Raw genomic sequence first — 25,796 nt, forward strand, 5'->3', positions numbered from 1 at the left:
ACAAAGACGGATCCAGGCAGGCCGGACCGGCCCGGCGGCGCATCCGCCACCGGGCCCGGAGCTGGCCCGATGAGCTAGTCGCCGCCTCCGAATGCCGCGTCGAAGGAGGCCGTGGGCGGATCGAAATCGAAGCGCTTCAGGTCGGCAAGCGCTTCCGGGGCGCCTGCCAGCCGGTCCATGCCCGCGTCCTCCCACTCGACCGAGATCGGCCCGTCGTAGCCGATCGAGCGCAGCATCCGGAAGACGTCCTCCCACGGGACGTCGCCGTGGCCCGCCGACACGAAGTCCCAGCCGCGCCGCGGATCGCCCCACGGCAGATGGGAGCCGAGCCGGCCGTTGCGGCCGTCGAGACGCTTACGGGCTTCCTTGCAGTCCACGTGGTAGATCCGGTCCCGGAAGTCGTAGAGGAAGCCGACCGGGTCCAGGTCCTGCCAGACGAAGTGGCTCGGATCGAAGTTGAGCCCGAAGGCCGGCCGGTTGCCGACGGCCTCCAGCGCCCGCTTCGTGGTCCAGTAGTCGTACGCGATCTCGCTGGGGTGCACTTCGTGGGCGAAGCGCACGCCCTCCGCGTCGAAGACGTCGAGGATCGGGTTCCAGCGCTCGGCGAAGTCCTCGTAGCCGCGTTCGATCATCCGTTCCGGCACCGGCGGGAACATCGCCACCAGATGCCAGATCGACGAGCCGGTGAAGCCGATGACGGTACGGACCCCGAAGGCGGCCGCGGCCCGTGCGGTGTCCTTGATCTCGGCCGCGGCCCGCTGACGTACGCCCTCGGGTTCACCGTCGCCCCAGATCCGGGCGGGCAGTATCGCCTGGTGGCGTTCGTCGATGATGCTGTCGCAGACCGCCTGGCCGACCAGATGGTTGGAGATCGCCCAGCATTTGAGTCCGTACTTGTCGAGCAATGCGTGCCGCCCGTCGAGATACGAAGGGTCCGCGAGCGCCTTGTCGACCTCGAAGTGGTCGCCCCAGCAGGCCAGTTCAAGGCCGTCGAAGCCGAAGTCGCGGGCGAGCCTGCAGACCTCCTCCAGCGGCAGATCGGCCCACTGGCCGGTGAAGAGTGTGAACGGACGTGGCATCGGACCTCCTAAGCCTGTGCCTGTACGGGCGTCTCTACGGGTGCCTTCGCGGCTGTCCTCGCGGCTGTCTTCGCCGGCGTCTGTACGGACGTCTCCACAGGTGTGTAGACCGCGTTCCTCTCCGCGCTCTCCTCCACCGCCGCGAGCACCCGCTGCACCTGCAGCCCGTCGGCGAACGACGGCGCGGGGTCGCTGCCCGCCGCGATCGCCTCGACCAGATCGCGCGCCTGGTGGGCGAAGGTGTGCTCGTAGCCGAGGGCATGGCCGGGCGGCCACCACGCCTCCAGGTACGGATGCTCCGGCTCGGTGACCAGGATCCGCCTGAAGCCGGACGAGGGGGCGGGCTCGGTGTGGTCGTGGAAGGACAGCTCGTTGAGCCGCTCCAGGTCGAACGCCAACGACCCCAGCTCACCGTTGATTTCGAGGCGCAGAGCGTTCTTGCGGCCCGAGGCCATCCTGGTGGCCTCGAAGGAGGCGAGCGCGCCCGACGCCAGCCGCCCGGTGAACAGCGCCGCGTCGTCGACGGTGACCGGCCCCCTTTCGATACCGCCGGAGGCGGAAAGTCCGGCCGCCGCCCCGGCGAGCAGGGGCCTCTCCCGTACGAAGGTCTCCGACAACGCCGAAACCCCGACCAGCGGCTCCCCCGCCAGGTACTGCGCGAGGTCCACGATGTGCGCGCCCAGGTCACCGAGCGCCCCCGATCCGGCGTGCTCGCGCTCGAGCCGCCAAGTGAGCGGGAAGTCCGGGTCGACCAGCCAGTCCTGCAGATAGGTGAAGCGCACATGCCGCAGCGTCCCGAGCCTGCCGTCGGCGATCAGCCGCCGGGCGTACGCGATGGCTGGAACCCGTCGGTAGTTGAAGCCGACCATGGCCAACTGACCGCGCTCCCCGGCTCGTTCGGCTGCCGCGACCATCGACTCCGCCTCGGCGACGGAGTTGGCGAGCGGCTTCTCGCACAGGACGTGCTTGCCCGCCTCCAGCGCCGCGACGGCTATCTCCGCATGGCTGTCACCCGGTGTGCAGATGTCGACGAGCTGCACGTCGTCGCGGGTCACAAGGTCGCGCCAGTCGGTCTCCGCCGCGGCCCAGCCGTGCTTGGCGGCCGCGGCCCGCACGGCTGTCGCGTCACGGCCGCCGATCGCGGCGAGGACCGGCCGCATCGGCAGGTCGAAGACGCGTCCCGCGGTGCGCCACCCCTGGGAGTGGGCGGCGCCCATGAACGCGTAACCGACCATGCCGACGCCCAGCGTCGGCGGAGCGGGCTCACTGTCCCTCTGTTCCATACGGGTTCCTCCTCATCGGTTGCTCGGTGGGGGCGGGCAGGCCGGTCAGCTGAAGCCGGTGGGCAGGTACTCGTCGACGTTCTCCTTGGTCACGACGGCCGAGTAGAGGGTGATCGAGGCGGGGATCTCCAGTTCGGACATCCCGCTGACGCCCTTCGACTGGCCCAGCGCGCGGGCGAGGTCGACGGCGGAGGCGGCCATCGTGGGCGGGTACAGAACGGTGGCCTTCAGCACGCTGCTGTCGGCCTTGATGGCATCCATCGCGGACTTGGCGCCGGCGCCGCCGACCATCAGGAAGTCCTTGCGGCCGGCCTGCGCGATGGCACGCAGCGCGCCCACGCCCTGGTCGTCGTCGTGGTTCCACAGCGCGTCGAACTGCTTCTGGGCCTGGAGGAGTTGGGCCATCTTCGCCTGGCCGGACTCGACGGTGAAATCGGCCGCCTGGCGGGCCACCTTCTTGATGTTGGGGTAGTTCTTCAGCGCGTCGTCGAAGCCCTGGGTGCGCTGCTTGGTGAGTTCCAGGTTGTCGAGCCCGGCAAGCTCGATGACCTTGGCGTTGGGCTTGTCCTTGAGCTGCTCGCCGATGTAATTGCCGGCGTTGAGTCCCATGCCGTAGTTGTCGCCGCCGATCCAGCAGCGGTACGCCTGCGGCGAGGCGAAGATCCGGTCCAGGTTGATGACGGGGATCCCGGCCTTCATGGCCTGCAGACCGACCTGGGTGAGGGCCTTGCCGTCGGCCGGCAGGATCACCAGGACGTCGACCTTCTTGTTGATCAGCGTCTGGACCTGGCCGATCTGGGCCGCGGTGTCGTTGGACCCTTCGGTGATCTCGAGGGTCACCTCGGAGTACTTCTTCGCCCGGGATTTGGCGTTCTCGTTGATGGCGTTCAGCCAGCCGTGGTCGGCCTGCGGTCCGGCGAAGCCGATGGTGACGGCCTTGCCCGGCTTGTCGTCGGCGGCCGGCGCATTGTTCGTCGCCGCTTCCGACTTCTTGGGCTCGTTGCTGGTGCAGGCGGTCAGCAGCGCGCCGGCGGAGACCGCGGCGGTCCCGAAGAGCAGACCTCTGCGGCTGGTGGCTGGGATTTCTGGCATGACGGATCAACCCTTCGGCTGGGCGGTGCGAGGGATGGGGGTACGACAGATGGGGGAAGCGGGAGGGGCGGCCGGCCGGGTCAGGCCTCCCCGCCTCGCAGCGTGCGGTGCTGGACCAGAACCGCGGCGACGATGATCGCGCCCTTGGCGATCTGCTGGACGGCGCTCTCCAGGTTGTTGAGGGCGAAGATATTGGTGATGGTGGTGAAGACGAGGACGCCGAGGACCGAGCCGACGATGGTGCCGCGGCCGCCGCTGAGCAGCGTGCCGCCGATGATCGCCGCGGCGATGGCGTCGAGTTCGTAGAGATTGCCGTTGGTGTTCTGTCCGGATCCGGCGAGGACGATCAGCATGAAGGCGGCGATTCCACAGCACAGTCCGGAGAGCAGATACAGATAGAGCCGCTGCCGCCGTACATCGATGCCGGCGAGGCGGGCGGCTTCGGCGTTGCCGCCGACGGCGACGGCGCGCCGTCCGAAGGTCGTACGGTTCAGCAGCAGCCAGCCGACAACCGTCACCGCCGTGAAGACCAGCACCAGCGGAGGGATGCCGAGGATGTAGGCGTCCTTGATACCGAGGTCGAGTACGGAGTTGACGGTGACCATCTGCGTCTTGCCGCCCGTGATCTGGAGGGCGAGTCCGCGGGCGGAGGCGAGCATGGCGAGGGTCGCGATGAACGGCACCATCCCGCCGTACGCGATGAGCAGACCGTTCACCAGACCGCAGCCCAGCCCGACGACGACCGCGGTGAAGAGGATGCCTGCGAAGCCGTACTCCTGTGTTGCCAACGTTGTCGCCCATACCGAGGCGAGCGCGACGATCGCGCCGACCGACAGGTCGATGCCGCCGCTGGTGATCACAAAGGTCATGCCGACGGTGACCACGCCGATGATCGAGGCCTGGGTCAGCACGAGTTGAAGGTTGCTCGTATCGAGGAATTCATCCGGCTTGGTGATGCCGCCGACGGCGATCAGGACGGCGAGGACGCCGAGCAGCGAGAGATTGCGGACATCGGCGCGCAGTCCGAGCGGTCGACGCCAACTCCCTTTGTCCGGTGCGGACTTGGCGGTGGGTATCGGCGCGTCCCGCTGCGCCGGAGAGACTGGCTGCGTCATGCCGTCGGGCTCCCTTCCATCACAAGGTCGAGTACGCGGTGCTCATCGAGCTCCCGGGCGTCGGCCGTGTGCACCACGCTGCCCTCGCGGAGCACCAGCACCCGGTCGGCGAGGCCCAGCACTTCGGGCACTTCGCTGGATACGAGGAGTACGGCGAGGCCTTCGTCGGCCAGCCGGCGGATCACGGCGTAGAGCTCGGCGCGTGCGCCGACGTCGACACCGCGGGTGGGCTCGTCGAGCAGCAGCACCCGGCAGCCGCGCAGCAGCCAGCGGGCGAGCACGGCCTTCTGCTGGTTGCCGCCGGAGAGCGTACGGATACGGGCGTCGGGGTTGTCGGGTCGCAGGGAGAGTTCCCTGGTCGCCTGCTGCGCCGCCCTGCGCTCCTCCTTGCGGTCGAGCCAGCCGCCCCGGGAGAAGCGGGAGAGCGTGGAGACCGAGACATTGCGGGTGACGGACTCCAGCATCAGCAGCCCCTGCGCCTTGCGCTCCTCGGGGGCGAGTCCGACTCCGGCGCGGACGGCAGCCCGGACGCTGCCGGGGCGCAGGGGGCTGCCGTCGACGAGAACGCGGCCCGCGCTGGGCCTGCGGGCGCCGTAGATCGTCTCCAGGATCTCGGAGCGTCCCGAGCCGACGAGTCCGGCGAGCCCGACGATCTCACCGGGCCGCAGTTCCAGGTCGACGGGCGCGAACTCCCCGTCCCTGGCCAGTCCTTCGACCCGCAGGACCGGTTCGCGGATCCCCGGGCGGTCGCCTGCGGGCCGCTCGGGGAAGACGTATTCGACGTTCCGTCCGGTCATCAGCGCGACGACCTCGCGAGTCGGCGTCGACTTGGCGGGCAGTCCGACGGCGACCGCCCGGCCGTCCTTGAGTACGGTCACGCGGTCGCCGATGCGCCGGATCTCCTCGAGTCGGTGGGAGATGTAGACGACGGCGACCCCGTCGGCGGTCAGGTCGCCGACGATACGGAAGAGGTTGTCGACCTCGTCGGGGTCGAGGGCTGCCGAGGGCTCGTCCATGACGATGAGGCGTACCTCGTGGGAGAGGGCGCGGGCCATGGAGACGATCTGCTGCTGCGCGGCCGAGAGGTCGCCGACGCGGCGGGCGGGTTCGATCTCGGAGTGGCCAAGTCGCTTCAGCAGCTTGGCCGTTGTCGAGCGGGCCTCCCTGCCCCGTACGACGAATCCGGCCGCTGTCGGCTCGTGTCCGAGGAAGACGTTCTCGGCGACCGAGAGTCCTTCCACCAGGTCGAGCTCCTGGTAGATGGTGGCGATGCCGAGCCGCATGGCGGCGATGGGCGATTTGAGGGAGACCGCTCCGCCGCGCCAGGTGATCTGTCCGCCGTCCGGCTGATGGGCTCCGGCGAGCACTTTGATCAGGGTGGATTTGCCGGCGCCGTTCTGGCCGAGGAGGCAGTGGACCTCGCCGGCCTGGACCTCCAGGTCCACGCCGTCGAGGGCGCGGACGCCCGGGAACGACTTGGTGATACCGGACATGGTGAGCAGGGGTGGTTCTGGTGCCATGACAAATCCCCTCGGCGGGTGCGGCCGGTGAGCGGGCAGGGCGCGATGGTCATGCAGTGCGGTGGCACTCGTGGTGCCGGCGGCGCTGGTGGTGCTCGCGCCTTGCAGTGCCGGCGGCGCTGGTGGTGCTGGTGGTGCTCGCGCCTTGCGGCGCGTCTGGCGTCGTGCGATCGACCGGCCCGGTCAGGCCGGCGAGAACAGGTGGTCGCTGATGAGCCGGGCCGCGCCGATCACTCCGGCGGTCGGCCCCAACTCGCCCAGCACGATGGGGAGGTTGCCGGTGGCCAGCGGCAGTGACTGCCGGTAGACCTGGGTACGTACGCTGGCCAGCAGCGTGTGGCCGAGGCCGGTCACTCCGCCGCCGATCACCACGAGACCCGGGTTGAAGAAGCTGACGAGTCCGGCGATGACCTGGCCTACGCGGTTGCCGCCCTCACGGATGAGATCGAGCGAGGTGGCGTCGCCGGCGGCCGCGGCGGCGGCCACATCGACGGCGGTGAGCCTCCCGGCGGTCTCCAGCCGGGCGGCGAGCTCCTCCGACCGGCCGGTGCGCGCCGCGTCCTCGGCGTCACGGGCCAGCGCGGCACCGCTGAAGTGGGCCTCCAGGCACCCCTTGTTGCCGCAGGCGCAGGCGCGGCCGTCCGCTTCGACCTGGATATGACCGATGTCGCCGGCGCTGCCGGTCGTACCGCGGTAGACCTCGCCGCCGACGACAATGCCGCAGCCGATGCCCGTACCGATCTTGACGCAGAGGAAGTCGCCCACGGAGCGCGCGACGCCCGCGTGCTGCTCCCCCATCGCCATCAGGTTCACGTCGTTGTCGACCATGACCGGGCAGCCGAGGTCCTGGCTGAGTGCCTCGCGCACCGGGAAACCGTCCCAGCCCGGCATGATCGGGGGCGCGACCGGCACACCTTCGGGGAAGCGGACCGGTCCGGGGACGCCGATGCCCGCGCCGTCGAAGCCTTCGGCGAGTCCGGAGGCCCTGAGCTTGGCCGCCATCGACAGCACCTGCTCGAAAACGGCGACCGGGCCCTCGCGTACATCCATCGGGTGGTTGAGATGGCCGAGCACCTCGAGCTCGGCGTTGGTGACGGCCACATCGATCGAGGTGGCGCCGATGTCGACGCCGAGGAAGCGGAGCGCGGGTGCGAGCCGGATGTTGTGCGAGCGGCGCCCGCCGCGCGAGGCGGCCAGACCGTCCGCGACCACGAGTCCGGTCTCCAGGAGACGGTCGACCTCCACGGCGAGCTTGGAGCGCGACAGATCGACCTGATCGCCGAGCTGGGCTCGGGAGTTGGGCCCGCCGTCGCGCAGCAGCCTGAGCAGTCGCGCCTGGTGCGCGTTCGCGGGTCGAGCGGTCATACGTCTCACATGCCCCTCCCCGCCTGATCGGCCTCCGTCGGTCTTTCGAGGGGAACGTAGCAGCGCTTTGCCCAACTGGGAAGAACTTGCGCAGAGTTCCGGTACGACTTTCTCCACACTCGGGACAAAGGTCTGATCGCCCGTGGAGACTGGGCCGAGTGAGGGGCTGCGCCCCAGACCCCCGTAAGCCCTTCGGGCGTGTCCTCAATCGACGGACGGGCTTGGATTTCCAGCCTCGGCGGCGAAACTCAGCCCCTCCGGCGTGAGGAGCGGGGTCCGGGGCGGAGTCCCGGTCAGGGCTGCTCGCGCTGGTGGTACGTCGCGCGCGTGTGCTCCGTGTGCGCCCGCATGACCTCCGTAGCGCGCTGCTCGTCGCGGGCCGAGATCGCCGCGATCAGCTCCCGGTGCTCGATCCAGGACTGCCGCCCGCGCTGCCGCGCGACGGGCGTGTAGTACCAGCGGACCCGCCGGTCCACCTGTCCGGCCAGCTCGGCCAGGACGAAATTGCCGGCGAGCTCCATCACCTTGGCGTGGAAGCGGGCGTTGGTGGCCACCGCCAGATCCACGTCGTCGTCCGCGACGGCCTGTTCGCCCTGCGCGCAGAGCTCTTCGAGGGCGGCGATGCCCGCGGAACCGGAGTTCGCGGCGGCCAGCCGGGCGGCCTCCGCCTCCAGAAGCGTGCGGACCGAGAGCAGCTGGTCCGCCTCCGCTTCGGTCGGCTCATGGACGAACGCGCCCTGCGCCGGGCGCAGATCGACCCAGCCCTCGGTGTTGAGGCGTTGCAGAGCCTCGCGCACGGGCTGGCGGGACACACCGAGATGGCCGGCGAGTTCGCTCTCGACCAGGTGCTGGCCGGGGCGCAGTGCGCGGGTCGTGATCAGTTCGAGCAGTGTCTCGTAGACCCGCTCACGCAGTGGACCGGGTCGTTCCAGCTTGGGCACGGCTCCCTGCGGCAGTCCCGCGGACAACGTCACGGTCCCCCTCCTGGCAAACAGCGGCGAGCGACAATTGACTATTGTCTACAGTCTACCGAGCGCAATCCCTGCTGTGCCGGGATCCGGGTTACCTCCGGCAGGAGTCAAGGAGCTCGGACAGCCGGTCGAGGAAGACCCGCTGACCGGCGACCAGCTTCTCCCTCGCCGCTTCGACGCCCAACCACTCGGCTCGGTCGATCTCCGGGAACTCCTGCATACGGCCCGATCCCGGCGGCCACTCCGTGGTGAAGGTGCCCGGCACGACGAGGTCCGTGTCGAGGTCGCCCTCGAGCGCCCAGACGGTGACGATCTTTCCATTGGGCTGGCGGGCTTCGCCGAGCGGCAGCCAGCCGCCGTCGGGCGGCGCCAGACCGAGCTCCTCCTCGAACTCCCGCCGCGCGGCGGCCATCGGCTCCTCCTCCGGGGTGTACTCACCCTTCGGTACCGACCAGGCGGCCTCGTCACGTGCCTGCCAGAACGGCCCTCCCATATGGCCGATGAGGACCTCAATGTCCGTACCCCGCCTGCGGAACAGCAGCAGACCCGCGCTTCGCTTCGCCGTCATGCGGGTTAGTTTGCCCCGCTTCAGCAACAGTCAGCCCGAGCAGCACGCCCCCGTTGCCGCGGGTAATGCGTGCCGCCAGCCGATACGCGCGCCGCCATCCGGTCGTCAGCACCCCGAGGGCTCAGGGGCAGCGGATGACCTGACCCGCGTACGAGAGATTGCCGCCGAAGCCGAAGAGCAGCACTGGATCGCCCGACTCGATCTCGCCGCGCTCGACGAGCTTGGAGAGCGCCATCGGGATGGAACCGGCCGAGGTGTTGCCGGACTCCACCACATCACGGGCGATCACGGCGTTGACGGCGCCGATCTTCTGGGCGACGGGCTCGATGATCCGCAGATTCGCCTGGTGCAGGACGACCGCGGCGAGCTCCTCCGGGGTGACGCCCGCCCGCTCGCAGACCTTCCGGGCGATGGGCGGAAGCTGGGTGGTGGCCCAGCGGTAGACGGACTGGCCCTCCTGCGCGAACCGGGGCGGGGTGCCTTCGATACGTACGGCATGGCCCATCTCCGGGACCGAGCCCCACAGGACGGGGCCGATCCCGGGCTCCTCGCCCGGCCTGGTCGCCTCGATGACCGCGGCGCCCGCGCCGTCGCCGACGAGCACACAGGTGGTGCGGTCGGTCCAGTCGGTGATGTCGGCCATTTTGTCGGCGCCGATCACCAGGGCGCGGCTCGCGGCCCCGGCCCGTACGGTGTGGTCGGCCGTGGCGAGCGCGTGCGTGAAGCCCGCGCAGACGACATTGAGGTCCATGACGGCGGGCGAGCCCATGCCGAGACGGGCCGCGACCCGGGCCGCCGTGTTCGGGGAGCGGTCGATCGCCGTGGAGGTGGCCACCAGCACGAGATCGATGTCGGCGGGCGTCAGACCGGCGGAGGCCAGCGCCTTGGCGCCGGCGTGCGCGGCCAGCTCATCGACCGGCTCATCAGGTCCCGCCACATGCCGGGTCTCGATCCCGACGCGGCTGCGGATCCACTCGTCGCTGGTGTCGACCATGGCCGCCAGGTCCGCGTTGGTGAGCACCTTGGCGGGCTGGTAGTGCCCGAGCGCGACGATCCGTGAACCGGTCATGGATGGCGTTCTCCTCGTACAGAAGTCAGGAACCACCCAGTCTTGGCTGCTACCAACCGGTACGGGGGCATGTGATCCCACAGCTTCGGGGCCCAGACTTTGGAGCTTCCCCAAGAGTACGACGACCCTTGCCCCTGGAAGGCATACTGTAGACAATATCCTGTCACGCTTACTCCCCTCGGTCGAGGGCGCCCGCACGCTCGCACCCGCCTGCTCGCGCCGCGCCGAGGCCGGCATGACGGCCGGTCTGCCCGACCGGCGCGCTCTCCTTCCAGACCGAATTCGATATGCGCGAGGCCGGGACCTGGGACGAGTCCGCCCAGACGGAGACGACCACCATCTGTGCCTGCTGCGGCGTCGACTGCAACCTCGCTCTCCATGTGCAGGAGAATGAGTTCGTCAAGGTCACCTCACCGCACGACAACCCGGTGCCCCATGGCAACTTCTGCATCAAGGGCCGCTTCGGCTTCCAGCACGTACAGAATCGGATGTGATCGCCATGGGACGGGTCACCGAGCGCCGCCGCACGATCCGCATCAGGGACGGCGTGGTATCGACCCGTCCCGACACTCTCGTGGCCGAGGAACCGCTGGAGATCCGGCTCAACGGCAAGCCGCTCGCCATCACCATGCGCACGCCCGGCGACGACTTCGCGCTCGCGGCAGGCTTCCTGGTGAGCGAGGGGGTGCTCGGTTTCGCGGACGAGCTGCAGTCGATCGTGTACTGCGCCGGGGCCACCACCGACGGCTCCAACACCTACAACGTGGTGGACGTCCAGCTCGCGCCTGGCGTGCCGGTCCCGGACATCACCCTCGAGCGCAACGTCTACACCACCTCGTCCTGCGGACTGTGCGGAAAGGCCAGCCTCGACGCCGTTCGCACCATCGCCCGCTTCCCGATCGCCGACACTCCGCCGGTCCGCGTCGAGCCCGCTCTGCTCGCCGCCCTCCCCGACCGGCTGCGTGCGGCCCAGCGGGTCTTCGACCGGACCGGGGGCCTGCACGCCGCCGCGCTCTTCTCGGAGGACGGCGAACTGCTCGACATACGGGAGGACGTCGGCCGGCACAACGCGGTCGACAAGCTCGTCGGCCGGGCGCTCCAGGACGGCAGACTGCCACTGTCGCGGGTGATCCTTCTGGTGTCGGGACGGGCGTCGTTCGAGCTGGCGCAGAAGGCGGTGATGGCCGGTATCCCGGTCCTTGCCGCGGTCTCCGCACCCTCCTCGCTCGCCGTAGATCTGGCTGCCGAGACGGGTCTGACCCTGGTCGGTTTTCTACGCGGCGCCAATATGAATGTGTACGCGGGCGACGAGCGCATCGCCCTGAGCACCGGGGTCTGAAGCCGCGCTGCACGGGATACGGACCCGGCCGACGGGAGCGCCCCCTGCGCCGACCGGGTCCCTCCGTGACAGCTCAGTGCACGAGGTCCACTCGGTGCACGACCTCCACTCAGTGCACGACGTCCACGAAGACCGGGTTGGTGTAGCACCAGGTGTCCAGCCACGGGTCGCCGTTGCCGGGCTCGTGCGGGATCGGCCCGTGCGGGTCGATCGCCGCGCCCAGGAAGCCGGGGCCGTTGCGCTTGCCGTCGCTGCCGCGCAGCCTCAGATAGAACGACTCCTCGGCCTTCCCGACCGGGATCCGCAACGTGTAACGGCCGGCGCGGCCCTCGACATCCGCGGTGTGGACGACGCGGGTGTCGGGTGCGCGCCACTCGTCGCGGTCGGCGACCGGGCCGTGTACGGCGCCACGGATCACGTCGAGGTGGGCGAGGCGTGGCACCTCACCGTGATGGTTGTGGCGGGATGCGGTGGTGACGGTGACATTCAGGACGATCTTCTCGCCGCGGCGTACGCGCAGCCGCCCGCCGAGAGTGACGCCTCGGCCGATGCCGTGCTCCCTGTTGACCCGTACGTCGATGCCGTCGATGAGCTGACCGTGGTCGACCCAGACGCGGCCGGCCCTGAGGCCCGCCATCACGTCCCGGTAGCCGTAACGGGTCACGCCGACATGCGTACGGCTGAACTGGCCGGGCCAGAAGTCGCCGCCGGGCTGCGGCTCGGCGGTGTTGACCGGGTCGGGCAGCCTGCCGATGTTGTCGAAGTTCTGGCCGGGCAGCCAGTCGCCGTTCTTCCAGGTGTCGTACGCGACGCGGTGGACGTCCGAGTTGGTGGTGATGGAGAACAGCCGGCCCTCGGCGAGCATCGCGTCCCACAGGCCGCCGACGGTCGCGGTCGCCCAGTCGAAGCCGCCGTACGTCACATAGGCCGCTGCCGGGTAGCCGGGCCAGGAGTTCTCGGAAGGCTTGTTGACGTACTCGCCACGGATGCTGTTCGGTCCTGCCCAGCCGGGGAACGCGCCTGCCTGGGCGCCGGGCGCGCCCTCCATGCCGATCATGATGCCGGGGGCCGCGTCCCGCCAGGCTCGCATTTCGTGCGGGGAGTCGATGCCGAGGCGCAGCGGGTGGTTGGCGAGGACGAGGACGTCGTCGACGTATCCGCAGCGGCGCTGCTGGTCGAGCCATTGGAGCGCCTTGACGGCATGGGCCTCGTTGCGCGGGGTGTCGGGGTGGTCGGGTCCACCGGCGGTGTAGCCGAGGAGTTTGCCGTCGTAGGCCTGCTCGAAGCGGGTGAGCAGCTCGGCCTCGTGGCGGCCGGGCGGTGAGAAGACCGTGCAGTGCTCGGCGCCGGGGATGTACCACTCCAGGCCCTGGAAGATCAGCATGCGCTTGTTGTCGGCGCGGGCCTTGAGGATCTCGCGGTGCTCGGCCTCGGCGCCGCCGGCCCGGGCGTGGCCGATGTTGCTGTGCTCGGTGAAGACCATCCAGTCCAGGCCGTACCGCGATGCGGCGCCGGCCAGCTGGGAGAAGGTGTACTTCGCGTCATGGCTGTAGACCGAGTGCACATGGTGGTCGCCGACGAGGTAGACGAGGTTCGGGTCGCCGGAGGCCGGGGTGTGCGCCTCGGCCGGGGTGGGCGCGAGCAGGGCGCCGCCGGCGAAGGCGGCACCACCCGCGAAGGTGGCGCCGAACAGGCCCGCGCTGCGGAGCAGTCCGCGCCGCGAGAGTCCCTGCGGGTCGAGCGAACCGGCGGGTACGTCGGGGTCTGCCCAGCGCGGCAGGGGCTGTATCGGTCTCGGCATGGCGTGCTTCTCCTTTGCGCGGAGGGGTCAGGCGTTCATGAAGTCGCGTACGGGCAGGGCGCGTTCGACGATCCGGATGTCGCCGAGCCAGCCGTGCATCAGCTGGTCGAGGGTGCCGCCGTACTCATAGGCGCCCAGCAGCCAGGGCAGGCCGAGTGCGGCGATTCCGGTGGTGCGGGTGGCGGGGTTGCGGGCGACCTGACAGCCGTCGACGTACATCGTGGTGTGCTTTCCGTCGTTGACGACGGCGACATGCCACCATCTGTCGCGCTCCAGCTCATGGCTCCAGTTGGTGATCAGGCCGGGCTGGTTGAGCGGGGCGGCGGCCCACTGGATGCCGGGTCCGTCGGAGAGGGAGAGGGTGGCGACGGGCTCTTCCGGGTCGCCCCCGGTCCTGCCTGCGGCGCCGAGCGTGCCGCGGCGGCTGAGGATCGACCCCCAGGCGTGGTGTCCGGCGTCCCAGTCGGCGGGGAGCTTGAGGAAGGCCTCGACGGTGTAGCCGGAGCGGAAGGTCTTGGCGTTGAGCGGGGCGTCCTTGGCCGTACGCAGATACGCGCCGTGCAGCGGGGGCTTGCCGCCGTCGAAGTACAGGCTGCCGTGTCCGGGCTGGTCGGGGTGGTGACTGTCGGACCAGCGCAGGGCGTCGGCCGGACTGCCGGGAACGGTCTCCCGCGTCAGGTCGTTGCGGTGCCCGGACAGATCGGGGACGCGGAGGGTGGCGTCGGCCGGGGAGCCGTCGGGGTGCGAGCCGTCGAAGCGCCAGTACGCGAGGGTGCCGGGGACGAGCATCTTGGCGGCGGGGCGGGGGCCGCGGGCAGGCACGGGCGCGAAGCCCGCGAACCGGTTCTCGAAGTCGATGGGGACGGAGAAGAGGTCTTCGGGACCGGTCAGTTCGATCTCGCGGCGCTCCAGCTCGTTGAGGTCCTCGCCCGCGCGGCCGAGGATCCACGGGGAGATCGTCTCGACGTCGATGGTGTTCCTGGCGAGGTCGAAGCGGTAGAGCCGGATCATCGCGCTGCCGCCGTAGTACCGGTTCTGATAGTTGGTGATGTGCAGATGCACGTCGCGGCCCGCGTCGTTCTTGCGGGTGGTGCGGGCGGCGGGCCAGTAGTGGCCGTTGAGCGTGAGGAATATCTGGTCGTGGCCGGCTATCAGCTCGTCCCAGAGGTGCTTGCCGTGCGGTGAGAAGTCCGCCTCGTCACCTGACTTGTCCGCGTACACGATCTCGTGGGTGGTGAGGATGACCGGCGTCTTCGGATGCTTGGCAATGACGTCCTTGGCCCAGGCGAGACCGGCCGCCGACGGTCGCCAGTCGAGCGCGAGCACCAGCCATTCGCGGCCGGCGGCGCGGAAGAGGTGGTACGTGTTGTAGCCGTCCGGTGTGGCCCCGCCGAAGGTGGGCAGCCGGCGCAGCCGCTGCGGGCCGAAGGCGTCCAGGTACGGGGTGCGGCCGCGCTGGTCGTCGGTCGAGGACTTGATGTCGTGGTTGCCGGCGACGACGCTGTAGCCGATGCGTCGCCGGTCCAGGAGCTCGAAGGCCTTGCTCAGTGGCCCGAATTCGCCCGGCTGCCCGTTCTCGGTGAGATCGCCCAGATGGGACAGGAAGACGATGTTCTCGTCGCGCCCTTGGTCGAGGATGTAGCGCAACGAGGCCTCGACGGGCGCGGTCCGGATGCTCGCGCCGTCGAAGAGGTACTGGGTGTCCGGCATGACGACGAGCGTGAATCTGGGGCTGTCGGGGTCCGGGCGCCAACTGGCAACGTTGTCACCGGTGTTCTGACGAGGCAGGGCCGCGGCGGGCGTGGCGGCGCCGAGCCCGAGTCCCCCGGCAGCGGTCGCGGCGCCTGTAAGCCCGGTGGCGCGGAGGAACGTTCGACGGCTGGAGGCGGCGAGGAGCGGGCCGTCGGGCTGATGGAGCGGACTGCACATGGACTCTCCGCGGGACGATCGTCGGGGTGATCGAGTGCACGGTAGCGAGGAGCCATGGTCGGCAGCGGCGCCGGAACGGCGACAGCTGAGCGAAGAATTCGTGAATGCGGGTGGCTGGATCCGGACGGCCCGGCCGGGCGGCCCCGCCGGGGCCGGATCAGGCAACGTTGCCCTGTCGTGAGGGACGCGCCGCTCGGATCCGCTCGGATCCGCTCGGGTCCGGTCGGGTCCGGTCGGGTCCGGTCCGGTCAGGTCCGGTCGGATCCTGTTCCGGGCAGCGCGCGGCCGTCAGGCGGTGCCCCTGCAGGCCGACCTCATTCCGCGGTGGCGGAAGCCGGCCCGGCGCCGGCGTGGGCCGCGGGGATGCGGACGGCGATGAGTGCTACATCGTCGCTGCCGGCCTGTGCGAGGCCGGTGAGCAGCTCGTCGCAGAAAGACTCCAGGGGTTCCTGAGCGAGGGCGGCGGCGTGCTGGCGCAGCCGTGCGGCACCGCGGTCGAGGTTTTCGGTGCGTCGTTCGATGAGGCCGTCGGTATAGAACAGGATGGTGGAGTTCGACGGCAGGACCTCGGTGGCGTCAGGACGTAGTTGGGCGGGATCCACGCCCAGCAGCATGCTGCGGCCGTCGGTCAGGAATCGCGTATCGCCTTTCGCGGTGATCAACAGCGGAGCGGGATGGCCGGCGGCGGCGTATTGCAGCCTCCACGGCTGATGCGCGTCAGACTTCTCAAGCAGTGCGTAGATGCAGGTCAGGGTCTGGTGGGGATAGAGGATGCTGATGGCCGCGTCCAGTCGGCCAATGATCTTGCCCGGTGGCTCTTTGCGGTCGCTGGCGATGCCGCGCAGCATGTTGCGCATATGGCTCATGGTCACGGTGGCCTGCAGGTCGTGGCCCGCGACGTCTCCGATGATGAGGGTCATGGCACCGCCGGGAAGCACGAACGAGTCGTACCAGTCTCCGCCGACCTGGGAGGTGGCCAGGGCGGGCTGGTAGCGGGCGGCCAACTCGAGGGGACCGTTCGAGGGCAGATCGGGCAGCAGGGAACGTTGAATGCGCTCGCCCGTGTTCTGGACCTCGGCGTGCAGACGTGCGTTCTCGACGGCGAGGGCGACGCGGTGTGCAAGGTCCTCCGCCAGCGGAAGACTGTCCTCCTCCAGCGCACCGGTTGTCGCTGTGCGTGCCAGGGTCAGGGCGCCCAGCACCTGGCGGCGGGCCCGCAGCGGCGCGATCACCACCGTGTCGGCTCCCAGGTGGTGGAATAGTTCCAGTTCCCTGGCGTGCAGTGGATCGGCCGCATTGGCGGGTGCGGTGAAAGTCGTGACGAGTAGTGGTCCGGCGCCCCGCAACGCGCGGGCCACCGCGGCGGCGGAATTCTCGGACACGGGTGGCAGCTCACCCTCGTACAGGCCGGGTGACAGCAGATCCGACTCACGGTGCTCGATCACCTGCCGGCGCAGGCCGCCGCGCTCGTCGAGCAGATCCACCGCACACCAGTCCGCGAGGCCCGGCACCAGCGTGCGGCACAGGCGTCGCAGACCCTCGTCGATGTCGAGAGTGCTGGCCAGCGCCTCTGAGGCGTTGGTCAGCAGCGTCAGCCGGTCCAGAGCATGCTGCACTGCCCGGTCCACCTCATGGACGGCCTCGGTCGGCTCATCGTGGCCGTGCGACTTCGCACCCATGCACATGCACCTCTTCCGCGTCTGCCGGTCCGCCGGTCCGTCGCAGCGAACGCAACCCCGCCGGGCGGCCGGGAGCGGCCGGGGGCCTGACTCCATGCTGCAGCTCAGGCGGGCCCGCGGCCGGTGGTGACATCCCGCCCCGCCGAGACTGCTGACCGGCGGCGCACATCGGTTACCCGGCAAATGCGCGTCGAGCCACTACGCACGGCGCGAAGTGCGAGCGCGGCGGCGGGTTTCCGCCGGGGCCGGGATCGTCTGGAGTTCGAGCGTGGCCGGGAGTTCCGCGAGGCCGGGGCCGCCCGCCCGCACCCAGGCCAGGATGTCGTCCGTGCAGTCGTCGTCCAGGGCCCAGCCGATCCAGGCCGCGCGAGCTCCTCGGCGACGGCCCTCCGTGGAGGGCTGGACCACGATCACATTTGCCTGACCGCAGGGGCCGAGACAGTCGCTCGTACGGACCGCGAGCCGGCCGTCGGAGGCCGCGGTCGCCTCCCGCAGCCTGGCCAACTGGCCCTCGTGGTCGGTGCCGGGGTTCTTCCGGGCGTCACCGCAGCAGCACCCACGGCAGACGACCAGGGTGCAAGGGCGGGCGCCGAAAGGGCGTATCGCGTACGTCGTCGTCACTCGGCGATCTTGTCAGTCGCAGGGCGCGGCGGGGTCCGCGATCCGCCTCAGCAGCGCGAGGAATTGGTCACGTTCGGCGGGCGTCAGCGCCGCGAGCAGCTCGTCGTTGGCGTGGTCGGCGACGGTCTCGCAGCGCCGGAGCTTGCGGCGGCCCGCGGTGGTGGCGGTGATGGCGTTCTTGCGCCGGTCGGCGGGGTCGGGGGCGCGGCTGACCAGCCCGTCCTCCTGGAGGTCGTTGAGGATGCCGACCATGTCCTTGGGGTCGACGGACAGCACGCGGCCGAGCTCGGCCTGGGCGACCGGACCGAGTTCGACGACGGCGGAGAGCACCGCATGGTGCCACATCTTCATGCCCTCGTCGGCGAGAGCCTTGGCGACGAGACCGCGGCCCCGGGTGGCCGCGCGGCCGAGGAGCCAGCTGGGGAGGGCACGGAGGCGGGCGGGTGCGGGCGGGGTGTCGGCCATGGGGGGCAGCGTACGCCGAAACCATTGGTGGTTCCAATGAATCCCTTGTACCGTTGGGATCACCAACGATCCCTGGGAGGGTGCTCATGCGTCGCGTTCGCTATGAAGTCAACGGCGGCCCCGAAGTCCTGTTCACCGAGGACGTCCCGGCGCCGGTCGCGGGCCCCGGCGAACTGCTGATCCGGTCCGAGGCGATCGGCGTGACGCTGCCGACGGTACGCAAGGTGCGCGAGGCCACAGAGCCGGCGCAGCTGGGCGGCGAGCTGGCGGGCACGGTCGAGGCGGTCGGCGAGGGCGTGACCGCCTTCGTACCGGGCGACCGGGTGACCGGGCTCTGTTTCGCGCACGGATACGCCGAACTTGCCGTGATCCACGAGTCGATGGCCTCCCGTATCCCGGACCATGCCACGGCAGTGGACGCGGTCGCGCTGGTCCGCAGCGGTCTGGTCGCCCGCGGCGCGTACGAGGCGTCGCGGCCACAGCCGGGTGAGTCGGTACTGGTCACGGCGGCGGCGAGCGGGGTGGGCCAACTGGCTGTCCAGCTCGCGAAACTGTCGGGCGCGGCCCGGGTCGTCGCGGCGTCGGGGTCGCCGGAGAAGGCGGAGTTCCTGTACGGCCTGGAGGCGGACGAGGTGGTGACATACGCGGACGCGTCGTGGGGCGAGCCGGTGGACGTCGTGCTGGACGGCGTCGGCGGGGAGTTGCTGGCACCGGCCCTGGCGGCTCTCGCCCCGGGCGGCCGACTGGTCGCCTACAGTTCGGGCGGCGGCACGGTACAGGCGTACGACCTGCTGGTCGGCGCGAAATCGGTGATCGGCTTCCAGATGGCGCGCATCGCGAGAACGCGACCGGATCTGTACGCGGTGTGGCTGGACGAGTTGTGGGAGCTGCACGCGTCGGGCCGCGTGCAGGCGAGGGTTGCGGCGGAACTCCCGCTGGACCGGGCGCCGGAGGCCCATGCGCTGATCGAGTCCCGGGGGAACCTGGGCAAGGTGGTCCTGGTTCCGGCGTGAGCCTGCGGACGGGGGCGCTTGGGGCCGGGTCCCGCGTCGGTGGCCGCTGGCTTGGGGTCCTCGCCCCGGGCCCCCTCAGCCCCGCGCCCCCGCCTTCTCCGGCCGCGCCACCCGCGCCTCGCCCGCCACCGCCCCACCCACCGGCACATCCCGCGCCCGCCGCTTCGCCAGCACCGCGCAGACCATCAGCTGCATCTGGTGGAACAGCATCAACGGCAGCACGGCCAGGCTCGCATGGGCCCCGAACAGCACACTCGCCATCGGCAGCCCCGCCGCCAGGCTCTTCTTCGACCCCGCGAACTGGATCGCGATCCGGTCCTCCCGGCCGAAGCCGAGCCGCTTCGACCCGTACCACGTCAGTGCCAGCATCGCCGCGAGCAGCATCGCCTCGACGAGCAGCAGCGCGCCGAGGCGGACGGGTGTCACCTGGTGCCAGACGCCCGCGACCATGCCTTCGCTGAAGGCCGTGTAGACCACCAGCAGGATCGACCCACGGTCGACGTACCCGAGCGCCTTCTTGTGACGGGTCAGGAAGCCGCCGACCCACCTCCGCAGCAACTGCCCCGCGAGGAACGGCACCAGCAGCTGCAGCACGATCTTCAGCAGCGAGTCCGCCGAGAAGCCGCCCGCGCTGCCGCCCAGCAGCAGCGCCGCCAGCAGCGGCGTCATGAAGATGCCTGCGAGGCTGGAGAAGGACCCCGCGCAGATCGCCGCCGGCACATTGCCGCGGGCGATGGAGGTGAAGGCGATCGACGACTGGATCGTCGACGGCACCAGGCACAGGAACAACAGGCCGCTGTAGAGCTGCGGCGTCAGCACCAGCGGCTCGAGACCCTTCGCCGCGAGGCCCAGCAGCGGGAAGAGAAGGAACGTCGAGGCCAGCACCGTCAGATGGAGCCGCCAGTGCTTGAGTCCGTCGAGCGCCTCGCGCGTCGACAGCCGCGCGCCGTACAGGAAGAAGAGCAGGGCCACGGCCCCGGTCGACGCCCCGCCGGCCACGTCGGCCGCCGCCCCCGACGCCGGAAGCAGTGCCGCAAGGACCACCGTCCCGAGCAGCGCCATGATGTACGGATCCGGCAGCCAGGACGGCAACTGCAACGTGCGGCGGCTCATGTGCTCCACGTGCTCTCGGTTCAGGGCGTTCCGGTGGCTCCCGGTTCAGGCGTGCCCGATCCATGGTCCTCCTGATCCGCGCGATCGGGAATCCCGTACACCACACTGACTGTCATCACGAATCGCGATAGCGCGCTAGCCTCGAGGTATGTACGACCCGGCCCAGCTCCGTACCTTCCTGGCGGTCGCCCAGACCCTGAGCTTCACCCAGGCCGCCCACCGTCTCGGCCTGCGCCAGTCGACGGTCAGCCAGCATGTGCGCCGCCTGGAGGACGCGACCGGGCGCCAGCTGTTCAGCCGGGACACCCACAGCGTGGAGCTCACCGAGGACGGCGAGGCGATGCTCGGCTTCGCCCGCACAATCCTTCAGGCGCACGAGCGCGCGTCCGCGTTCTTCGCGGGCACCCGGCTGCGCGGACGGCTCCGCTTCGGGGCCTCCGAGGACTTCGTACTGACCCGGCTCCCCGAGATCCTGGAGTCCTTCCGCCGCGACCACCCCGAGGTCGATCTGGAGCTCACGGTCGAGTTGTCGGGCACCCTGCACGAGCGCCTGGAGGCGGGCCGGCTCGATCTGGTGCTCGCCAAGCGCCGGGCGGGCGACACCCACGGCGAACTGGTCTGGCAGGACACCCTGACCTGGATCGGCGCACCTCGGCTGCGGCTGGACCCGGACCGCCCGGTGCCGCTGATCGTCTTCCCGCCTCCGGGCATCACACGCGCCCGCGCCCTGGAGGTCCTGGAACTCCACGGCCGCGCCTGGCGCATCGCGTGTACGAGTACCAGCCTGAGCGGTCTGATCGCGGCGGCGCAGGCCGGGCTCGGCGTGATGGCCCACACCCGCGGGCTCATCCCGCCCGGCCTGGTCCCGGTCCCGGCCCGCGCGGGACTGCCCGAGCTGGGCGATGTGGACTTCGTCCTGCTGCACGGCCACCGCCACGATGCAGCCCAGGAGGCCGCGGACGCCCTGGCGTCGGCCATCCTGGCGGCCGGCGACCGGCTGCACCGTCCGGCCGGACCGCGGCGCCCGGCCAGTCGCCCGGTGAGTCGCCCGGCCGGTCGCCGAGGCAGTCCGTGAGCACGAAGCCCGCCACGATCCTTCGGTGAACTCGGCGGCAGCCGCTCAGCGGCGCTCCTCGTACCGCAGCTGTTTCACCGTCCGCAGCACCGGCGCGCACTCCACATGCTGCACGCCCTCGAGACGGCCCAGATCCTCGTTCAAGTAGCGGTAGACGGAGGCCGTGTCGCGGCAGACGATGACCGCCACCAGATTGCAGTGGCCGGCCGTCGCGGCGGCGAAGGCCACTTCCGGATGGGTGGCGAGCGCTCGGCCGACGGCATCCATCGCCGAAGGGGCCGCGGTGATCCACAGCAGGGCCCTGGTGCCGAAGCCGAAGGCGCCCGAGTCGAACTGCACGTCGATGAAGAGCGCGCCCGAGCGCAGGAGTTGGTCGAGCCTGCGGCGTACGGCGGACTCCGAGCGGCCGGTGGCCGCCTGCAGTTCGGCGAAGCTCGCCCGGCCGTCGCCTTCGAGCGCGGCGACCAGCGGTTCGTCGTCGGCGGTGATGCGCGTCCCACCCTCCGGGGTCGGTGCCTCGCCGAACACCGGGCGCAGGGCATCGACCTGGTCGGGGGTGAGCGCGCGTCTCTTGCCCAGCCAGCCCGAGGGGCCGCCGTAGAAACCGTGCAGCAGCTGGTGGGCGCGGATCTCGACGATGCTCGGGGTGCGCGGGAGCTTGCCGAGGAGCAGGTCGTCGTGTTCGCCGCGGGTGCGCATCCGCGTCATGCCGACCACCTCCGTACCGCCCGAAGTGAGGCCGATCCAGGCGGTGTCGGGGCGGCGTGCGAGGGCGCGGGCGATGGAGTCGGCGGCGTCGGGGGTGCAGCGCAGCCGCAGCATCCACTGCTCCTGGCCGAGGCGTTCGACGTCGCGGACGGCGACGACACGTACACCGAACTCGGCACGCAGCCGCCGGAATCGGCGGGCGACCGTCTGGTCGGAGACGCCCAGCACGGCGGCGATGCGGCTGAAGGAGGCCCGTCCGTCGGTGTCCAGGGCATGCAGCAACTGCAGGTCAAGCGCGTCCGGGGGGTGGGATTCCACCGCGGCACACACTCCTCGTGTCGGATTCCGGCGGCGAACGCGCGCTGACTGCCGGATCAGGGGCGCTTCCTCGATCGTACGACGCGTAGCGAACCGATACCGACGGAGGACGTCAATGCACAAGTGGGGACCGTTGACCGCGGTCTGTCTGGGGACATTCATGCTGCTGCTCGATGTGACGGTGGTGATCGTCGCGCTGCCCGACATGGCGGGCGCGCTGGATGCCTCGCTCACCGATCTCCAGTGGGTGATCGACATCTATGCGCTGGTGCTGGCGGCGCTGCTGCTCGGCGCCGGGGCGGCGGCCGATGTGATCGGGCGACGCCGGATGTATGTGGCGGGCACGGCGCTGTTCGCCGCGGCGTCGCTGGGCTGCGGGCTGGCCTCGGGACCGGTCGCGCTGATCACGATGCGCGGCGTCCAGGGGCTCGGCGCGGCCGCGATGTTCGCCACCACCCTGTCGCTGCTCAGCGCGGCGTACGAGGGCAGGGACCGGTCCCTGGCCCTCGGGGTGTGGGGCGCGGTCAGCGGGGCGGCCGCGGCGCTCGGGCCCGTACTCGGCGGAGTGCTCACGCAGAGCCTGGGCTGGCGGTGGATCTTCTTCATCAATCTGCCGGTGAGCGTGGCGGCGATCTGGCTGACGCTCCGCGCGATACGGCCCTCCGAGCGGGGAACGCGGCGGGTCGACTGGGCCGGTACGGCGGCCTTCGCGCTGTTCGCCGGGGCCACGACGTACGCGGTGGTGCGGGCCGGCGAGGAGGGCTGGGCGTCGGCGCGGACCGGCGCGACGTTTGCCGTGGCGGCTGTCGCGCTCGCCGCCTTCGTCGCGGTGGAGCGCCGCGTCGCCGATCCGCTGATCGATCTGTCGCTGTTCGGGCGGCCGTCGTTCATGGCCGTGATGGCGGCGGGTCTGGCGTACAACGCGGCTGCCTTCGGTGTCATGCCGTACATCTCGATCTGGCTGCAGACGGTGCTCGGCATGAGCCCGGTCCGGGCCGGTCTCGCGCTGCTGCCGCTCGCCGCCACGGCGTTCGTGGTGGCCGCGGCGTCCGGCCGGCTGCTGCACGGCGCCCCGCACCGGTGGGTGATCGGGGGCGGGCTGCTGCTCATCGGCGGCGGCACGCTGGCGCAGGCCGTGCTGGACGCGGATTCGGGCTGGGCAGCCCTGACGGCCGGGCTCGCCGTGTCGGGTGTCGGCGTGGGTCTGGTCTCGCCCGGACTCGCGGGCGCTGCGCTGGCTTCCGTACCGCAGCGGAACGCCGGCATGGCGGGCGGCGCGGTCAATACCTTCCGCCAGCTCGGCTTCGCGCTCGGCGTCGCGATCTTCGGTACGATCGCCGCCGCCCGGATGACCCGGTCGCTGGATGCCGCCGGCGTCGATGGAGCCGCGGACGCGGCGCACACGCTCGCGGGCGGCGGTGCCGGTGCGCTGCGCGGTACGGCGACGGATGAGGTGCTGCGCGCGGCCTTCGCCTCGGGGCTGAACACCGCCGCGGTCGCCGCGGGGATCGCCGGACTGCTGGCCGGCCTAGCGGTGCTGGTGTGGGTGCGGGCCTCCACCGCTCCGGCGGGACTGGTCCAGACCAAAACCCCGGTACCCGTAGAGCGCCGGTGAGCGCACCGTACAGATTCGGTGGAGATTCGGGCGCGGCATTCTGACTCTGAGGTCAGAACCGCGCCCGAGCGCTCCTTCTTGTGGCTGGATATCTATGGCTGACCTGTGGTGATGCCATTCGTCCACACTTCCACAAGCCTCTCCCGCCCGGCGGCGGCGTGGGGTAGCGTCACGGCGCTGTGCGGAGCGCCACAAGGAGCAGGCCATTGCGCGAGTTCACTGTCCCACCCATGGCCGCGGCGCCTCAGGTCGGCGGACTGGCGGATGTGGTCTTCGACCATGCCCTGGACGACCCTGACCGGATCGCGCTCGGCCGCAAGGACGATGCCGACCAATGGCAGGACGTCACCTCCGCCCAGTTCCGTGACGAGGTGCTGGCGCTGGCCAAGGGGCTGCTCGCGCACGGTGTGCGGTTCGGGGACCGCGTCGCGCTGATGTGTCGTACGCGCTACGAGTGGACGCTGTTCGACTTCGCGCTGTGGACGGTCGGCGCCCAGTCCGTGCCGGTCTACCCCACCTCCTCCGCCGAGCAGGTCTTCTGGATGCTGCACGACTCCGGGGTCACGGCCTGCATGGTGGAGCACGAGGACCACGCCATGACCATCGGCTCGGTGATCGACCGGCTGCCGCAGCTGAAGCGGCTCTGGCAGCTGAACGCCGGCGCGGTGGCCGAACTGGTCCAGGCGGGCGCGCACATCGACGACGAGGTTGTGCACCGGCACCGGCGGGCGGTGACCCCCGACTCCATCGCCACCATCATCTACACCTCGGGCACCACCGGCCGTCCCAAGGGCTGTGTGCTCACCCACGCCAACTTCATGTTCGAGAGCGACACCATGATCGACCGGTGGGAGCCGGTCTTCCACTCGCGGCCGGGCGACGAGGCCTCCACACTGCTCTTCCTCCCCCTCTCGCACGTCTTCGGGCGGATGGTCGAGGTCGCGGCCGTACGCGGCCGGGTCAAACTCGGCCATCAGCCGGTGATGCAGGCGAGCGCGCTCATTCCCGACCTGGCCGCGTTCCGGCCGACCTTCATCCTGGCCGTGCCGTACATCTTCGAGAAGGTCTTCAACGCCGCGCGCCGCAGGGCCGAGGCCGACGGCAAGGCGGGCCCCTTCGGCAAGGCCGTCGAGGTGGCGGTGAAGTACGCGGAAGCCGTCGAGCACCGGGCCTTCGGACTCGGCCCCGGGCCCTCCGCCGGGCTTCGGCTGCAGCACCAGTTCTTCGAAAAGGTCGTGTACGGGAAGGTCCGCGACGCGATGGGCGGCCGCGTACGGCACGCGATGTCCGGCGGCTCGGGCATGGACCGGCGGCTCGGCCTCTTCTTCGAAGGCGCGGGCGTCACTGTCTTCGAGGGGTACGGACTCACCGAGACGACCGCCGCGGCGACGGCCAACCCGCCCGAGCGCACCCGGTACGGCACGGTCGGTCAGCCGATCCCCGGCACCACGGTGCACATCGCGGAGGACGGCGAGGTGTGGCTGCACGGCGCCCATGTCTTCTCCGGGTATCTCGGCGACCCGAAGTCCACCGACGCCGTCCTGCACGACGGCTGGCTGGCCACCGGGGACCTCGGAGCGCTCGACGAGGACGGCTATCTGACGATCACCGGGCGGAAGAAGGAGATCCTGGTGACCTCGGGCGGCAAGAGCGTCTCGCCCGCGGGCCTGGAGGAGCGGGTACGCAACCATCCGCTCGTGTCGCAGTGCATCGTCGTCGGCAACGACCGGCCGTATATCGCGGCACTGGTCACCGTCGACCAGGAGGCCGTCGACCACTGGCTGGCGATGCAGGGCAAGCCGCCGCTCCCGGCGGCCGAGCTGGTGCGCAACCCGGAGCTGGAGACGGAGGTCCGGCGGGCGGTGGTGGCCGCCAACACCCTGGTGTCGAAGGCCGAGTCGATCCGTACGTTCCGGATCCTGGCGCATCCCTTCAGCGAGGAGCACGGGCTGCTCACCCCTTCGCTCAAGCTCAAGCGGAAGGCGATCGAGGCGGCGTACGCGGTCGAGGTGGACGCCCTCTACCGCTGACGTGATCTCTTCGGACCTCTCGCGGTGC

General features: G+C 70.5%; 21 protein-coding genes and 1 pseudogene. 6 read left to right on the plus strand and 16 right to left on the minus strand.

Translation table 11 applies throughout. The features are described from left to right. Window positions 1–74: 74 nt before the first annotated feature. From ACFYXH_RS29065 to ACFYXH_RS29105, 9 genes are all read right to left on the minus strand, one after another. A complete protein-coding gene (locus tag ACFYXH_RS29065) occupies window positions 75–1,079 on the minus strand; it encodes a sugar phosphate isomerase/epimerase family protein (protein WP_389568899.1) in 1,005 nt (334 codons plus the stop codon). Window positions 1,080–1,087: 8 nt separating this feature from the next. Next, a complete protein-coding gene (locus tag ACFYXH_RS29070; RefSeq protein WP_389568902.1) occupies window positions 1,088–2,362 on the minus strand; it encodes a Gfo/Idh/MocA family protein in 1,275 nt (424 codons plus the stop codon). Between the two features lie 45 nt (window positions 2,363–2,407). Next, entirely contained in the window at window positions 2,408–3,454 is a 1,047-nt protein-coding gene (locus ACFYXH_RS29075; protein WP_389568904.1) for a substrate-binding domain-containing protein, read from the minus strand. 80 nt (window positions 3,455–3,534) lie between these two features. Beyond that, window positions 3,535–4,569 carry an ABC transporter permease gene (locus ACFYXH_RS29080; RefSeq protein WP_389568906.1) on the minus strand — a complete coding sequence of 345 codons (1,035 nt, stop codon included), beginning with the start codon at window positions 4,567–4,569 and terminating at the stop codon, window positions 3,535–3,537. Next, window positions 4,566–6,089 (minus strand): sugar ABC transporter ATP-binding protein, encoded by a 1,524-nt coding sequence (locus tag ACFYXH_RS29085; protein WP_389568909.1) that lies wholly within the window; start codon window positions 6,087–6,089, stop codon window positions 4,566–4,568. The genes ACFYXH_RS29080 and ACFYXH_RS29085 overlap by 4 nt, the downstream gene beginning before the upstream one ends. Before the next feature lie 183 nt (window positions 6,090–6,272). Beyond that, on the minus strand, window positions 6,273–7,454 hold the full coding sequence (locus ACFYXH_RS29090; RefSeq protein ID WP_389568912.1) for an ROK family protein: 1,182 nt from the start codon (window positions 7,452–7,454) through the stop codon (window positions 6,273–6,275). 293 nt (window positions 7,455–7,747) lie between these two features. Continuing rightward, on the minus strand, window positions 7,748–8,428 hold the full coding sequence (locus ACFYXH_RS29095; protein WP_389568915.1) for a GntR family transcriptional regulator: 681 nt from the start codon (window positions 8,426–8,428) through the stop codon (window positions 7,748–7,750). An 88-nt stretch (window positions 8,429–8,516) separates the two neighbouring features. After that, window positions 8,517–8,993, minus strand: a complete 477-nt coding sequence (locus tag ACFYXH_RS29100; RefSeq protein WP_389568918.1) for an NUDIX domain-containing protein — start codon at window positions 8,991–8,993, stop codon at window positions 8,517–8,519. Window positions 8,994–9,114: 121 nt separating this feature from the next. Continuing rightward, the gene (locus ACFYXH_RS29105; protein WP_327327040.1) at window positions 9,115–10,062 is read right to left on the minus strand and encodes a beta-ketoacyl-ACP synthase III; all 948 of its coding nucleotides are present in this window, start codon (window positions 10,060–10,062) and stop codon (window positions 9,115–9,117) included. A 245-nt stretch (window positions 10,063–10,307) separates the two neighbouring features. Between ACFYXH_RS29105 and ACFYXH_RS29110 the strand changes: the two are divergent. Both ACFYXH_RS29110 and fdhD read left to right on the plus strand, forming a co-directional pair. Continuing rightward, window positions 10,308–10,556 (plus strand): annotated as a pseudogene (locus ACFYXH_RS29110) (Fe-S-binding domain-containing protein); the annotation flags it as partial. Between the two features lie 5 nt (window positions 10,557–10,561). After that, window positions 10,562–11,401, plus strand: coding sequence for a formate dehydrogenase accessory sulfurtransferase FdhD (gene fdhD, locus ACFYXH_RS29115; protein WP_389569310.1), 840 nt, complete (start codon window positions 10,562–10,564; stop codon window positions 11,399–11,401). 109 nt (window positions 11,402–11,510) lie between these two features. Here the strand turns inward: fdhD and ACFYXH_RS29120 are convergent, their stop codons facing one another. The 5 genes from ACFYXH_RS29120 to ACFYXH_RS29140 form a co-directional block, all read right to left on the minus strand. Further along, window positions 11,511–13,202, minus strand: coding sequence for a PHP domain-containing protein (locus ACFYXH_RS29120; protein WP_389568921.1), 1,692 nt, complete (start codon window positions 13,200–13,202; stop codon window positions 11,511–11,513). A gap of 27 nt (window positions 13,203–13,229) precedes the next feature. Next, the gene (locus ACFYXH_RS29125; RefSeq protein ID WP_389568924.1) at window positions 13,230–15,131 is read right to left on the minus strand and encodes a LamG-like jellyroll fold domain-containing protein; all 1,902 of its coding nucleotides are present in this window, start codon (window positions 15,129–15,131) and stop codon (window positions 13,230–13,232) included. A gap of 314 nt (window positions 15,132–15,445) precedes the next feature. Further along, a complete protein-coding gene (locus ACFYXH_RS29130; protein ID WP_389568927.1) occupies window positions 15,446–16,810 on the minus strand; it encodes a PP2C family protein-serine/threonine phosphatase in 1,365 nt (454 codons plus the stop codon). Between the two features lie 198 nt (window positions 16,811–17,008). Continuing rightward, window positions 17,009–17,431, minus strand: coding sequence for a (2Fe-2S) ferredoxin domain-containing protein (locus ACFYXH_RS29135; RefSeq protein WP_389568929.1), 423 nt, complete (start codon window positions 17,429–17,431; stop codon window positions 17,009–17,011). A 12-nt stretch (window positions 17,432–17,443) separates the two neighbouring features. Further along, window positions 17,444–17,896 carry a MarR family winged helix-turn-helix transcriptional regulator gene (locus tag ACFYXH_RS29140; RefSeq protein WP_389568932.1) on the minus strand — a complete coding sequence of 151 codons (453 nt, stop codon included), beginning with the start codon at window positions 17,894–17,896 and terminating at the stop codon, window positions 17,444–17,446. Between the two features lie 86 nt (window positions 17,897–17,982). On the opposite strand from ACFYXH_RS29140, the gene ACFYXH_RS29145 reads away from it, so the two are divergent. Then, a complete protein-coding gene (locus ACFYXH_RS29145; protein ID WP_389568934.1) occupies window positions 17,983–18,909 on the plus strand; it encodes a zinc-binding alcohol dehydrogenase family protein in 927 nt (308 codons plus the stop codon). 75 nt (window positions 18,910–18,984) lie between these two features. On the opposite strand, the gene ACFYXH_RS29150 is transcribed toward ACFYXH_RS29145, so the two are convergent. Further along, window positions 18,985–20,022, minus strand: coding sequence for a bile acid:sodium symporter family protein (locus ACFYXH_RS29150; RefSeq protein WP_389568935.1), 1,038 nt, complete (start codon window positions 20,020–20,022; stop codon window positions 18,985–18,987). Between the two features lie 148 nt (window positions 20,023–20,170). Here ACFYXH_RS29150 and ACFYXH_RS29155 point away from each other — a divergent pair, with 148 nt between their 5' ends. Further along, window positions 20,171–21,097: a LysR substrate-binding domain-containing protein gene (locus tag ACFYXH_RS29155; RefSeq protein ID WP_389568938.1), complete on the plus strand. Its 927-nt coding sequence runs from the start codon at window positions 20,171–20,173 to the stop codon at window positions 21,095–21,097. A gap of 45 nt (window positions 21,098–21,142) precedes the next feature. On the opposite strand, the gene ACFYXH_RS29160 is transcribed toward ACFYXH_RS29155, so the two are convergent. Beyond that, the gene (locus tag ACFYXH_RS29160; protein ID WP_389568941.1) at window positions 21,143–22,123 is read right to left on the minus strand and encodes an Lrp/AsnC family transcriptional regulator; all 981 of its coding nucleotides are present in this window, start codon (window positions 22,121–22,123) and stop codon (window positions 21,143–21,145) included. A gap of 115 nt (window positions 22,124–22,238) precedes the next feature. On the opposite strand from ACFYXH_RS29160, the gene ACFYXH_RS29165 reads away from it, so the two are divergent. Both ACFYXH_RS29165 and ACFYXH_RS29170 read left to right on the plus strand, forming a co-directional pair. Further along, window positions 22,239–23,738, plus strand: a complete 1,500-nt coding sequence (locus ACFYXH_RS29165; RefSeq protein WP_389568943.1) for an MFS transporter — start codon at window positions 22,239–22,241, stop codon at window positions 23,736–23,738. Window positions 23,739–23,968: 230 nt separating this feature from the next. Then, entirely contained in the window at window positions 23,969–25,768 is a 1,800-nt protein-coding gene (locus tag ACFYXH_RS29170) for an AMP-dependent synthetase/ligase (RefSeq protein WP_389568945.1), read from the plus strand. Window positions 25,769–25,796: the final 28 nt, after the last annotated feature.

It is taken from the genome of Streptomyces sp. NPDC002730 (assembly GCF_042888805.1).
GTDB lineage: Bacteria > Actinomycetota > Actinomycetes > Streptomycetales > Streptomycetaceae > Streptomyces.

Excerpts from the sequence above, each read along its gene's own strand:
- ACFYXH_RS29065 (WP_389568899.1), bottom strand. The coding sequence starts at position 1,079 with ATGCCACGTCCGTTCACACTCTTCACCGGCCAGTGGGCCGATCTGCCG.
- ACFYXH_RS29070 (WP_389568902.1), bottom strand. The coding sequence starts at position 2,362 with ATGGAACAGAGGGACAGTGAGCCCGCTCCGCCGACGCTGGGCGTCGGC.
- ACFYXH_RS29075 (WP_389568904.1), bottom strand. The coding sequence starts at position 3,454 with ATGCCAGAAATCCCAGCCACCAGCCGCAGAGGTCTGCTCTTCGGGACC.
- ACFYXH_RS29080 (WP_389568906.1), bottom strand. The coding sequence starts at position 4,569 with ATGACGCAGCCAGTCTCTCCGGCGCAGCGGGACGCGCCGATACCCACC.
- ACFYXH_RS29085 (WP_389568909.1), bottom strand. The coding sequence starts at position 6,089 with ATGGCACCAGAACCACCCCTGCTCACCATGTCCGGTATCACCAAGTCG.
- ACFYXH_RS29090 (WP_389568912.1), bottom strand. The coding sequence starts at position 7,454 with ATGACCGCTCGACCCGCGAACGCGCACCAGGCGCGACTGCTCAGGCTG.
- ACFYXH_RS29100 (WP_389568918.1), bottom strand. The coding sequence starts at position 8,993 with ATGACGGCGAAGCGAAGCGCGGGTCTGCTGCTGTTCCGCAGGCGGGGT.
- ACFYXH_RS29105 (WP_327327040.1), bottom strand. The coding sequence starts at position 10,062 with ATGACCGGTTCACGGATCGTCGCGCTCGGGCACTACCAGCCCGCCAAG.
- fdhD (WP_389569310.1), top strand. The coding sequence starts at position 10,562 with ATGGGACGGGTCACCGAGCGCCGCCGCACGATCCGCATCAGGGACGGC.
- ACFYXH_RS29120 (WP_389568921.1), bottom strand. The coding sequence starts at position 13,202 with ATGCCGAGACCGATACAGCCCCTGCCGCGCTGGGCAGACCCCGACGTA.
- ACFYXH_RS29125 (WP_389568924.1), bottom strand. The coding sequence starts at position 15,131 with ATGTGCAGTCCGCTCCATCAGCCCGACGGCCCGCTCCTCGCCGCCTCC.
- ACFYXH_RS29130 (WP_389568927.1), bottom strand. The coding sequence starts at position 16,810 with ATGGGTGCGAAGTCGCACGGCCACGATGAGCCGACCGAGGCCGTCCAT.
- ACFYXH_RS29140 (WP_389568932.1), bottom strand. The coding sequence starts at position 17,896 with ATGGCCGACACCCCGCCCGCACCCGCCCGCCTCCGTGCCCTCCCCAGC.
- ACFYXH_RS29145 (WP_389568934.1), top strand. The coding sequence starts at position 17,983 with ATGCGTCGCGTTCGCTATGAAGTCAACGGCGGCCCCGAAGTCCTGTTC.
- ACFYXH_RS29150 (WP_389568935.1), bottom strand. The coding sequence starts at position 20,022 with ATGAGCCGCCGCACGTTGCAGTTGCCGTCCTGGCTGCCGGATCCGTAC.
- ACFYXH_RS29155 (WP_389568938.1), top strand. The coding sequence starts at position 20,171 with ATGTACGACCCGGCCCAGCTCCGTACCTTCCTGGCGGTCGCCCAGACC.
- ACFYXH_RS29165 (WP_389568943.1), top strand. The coding sequence starts at position 22,239 with ATGCACAAGTGGGGACCGTTGACCGCGGTCTGTCTGGGGACATTCATG.
- ACFYXH_RS29170 (WP_389568945.1), top strand. The coding sequence starts at position 23,969 with ATGGCCGCGGCGCCTCAGGTCGGCGGACTGGCGGATGTGGTCTTCGAC.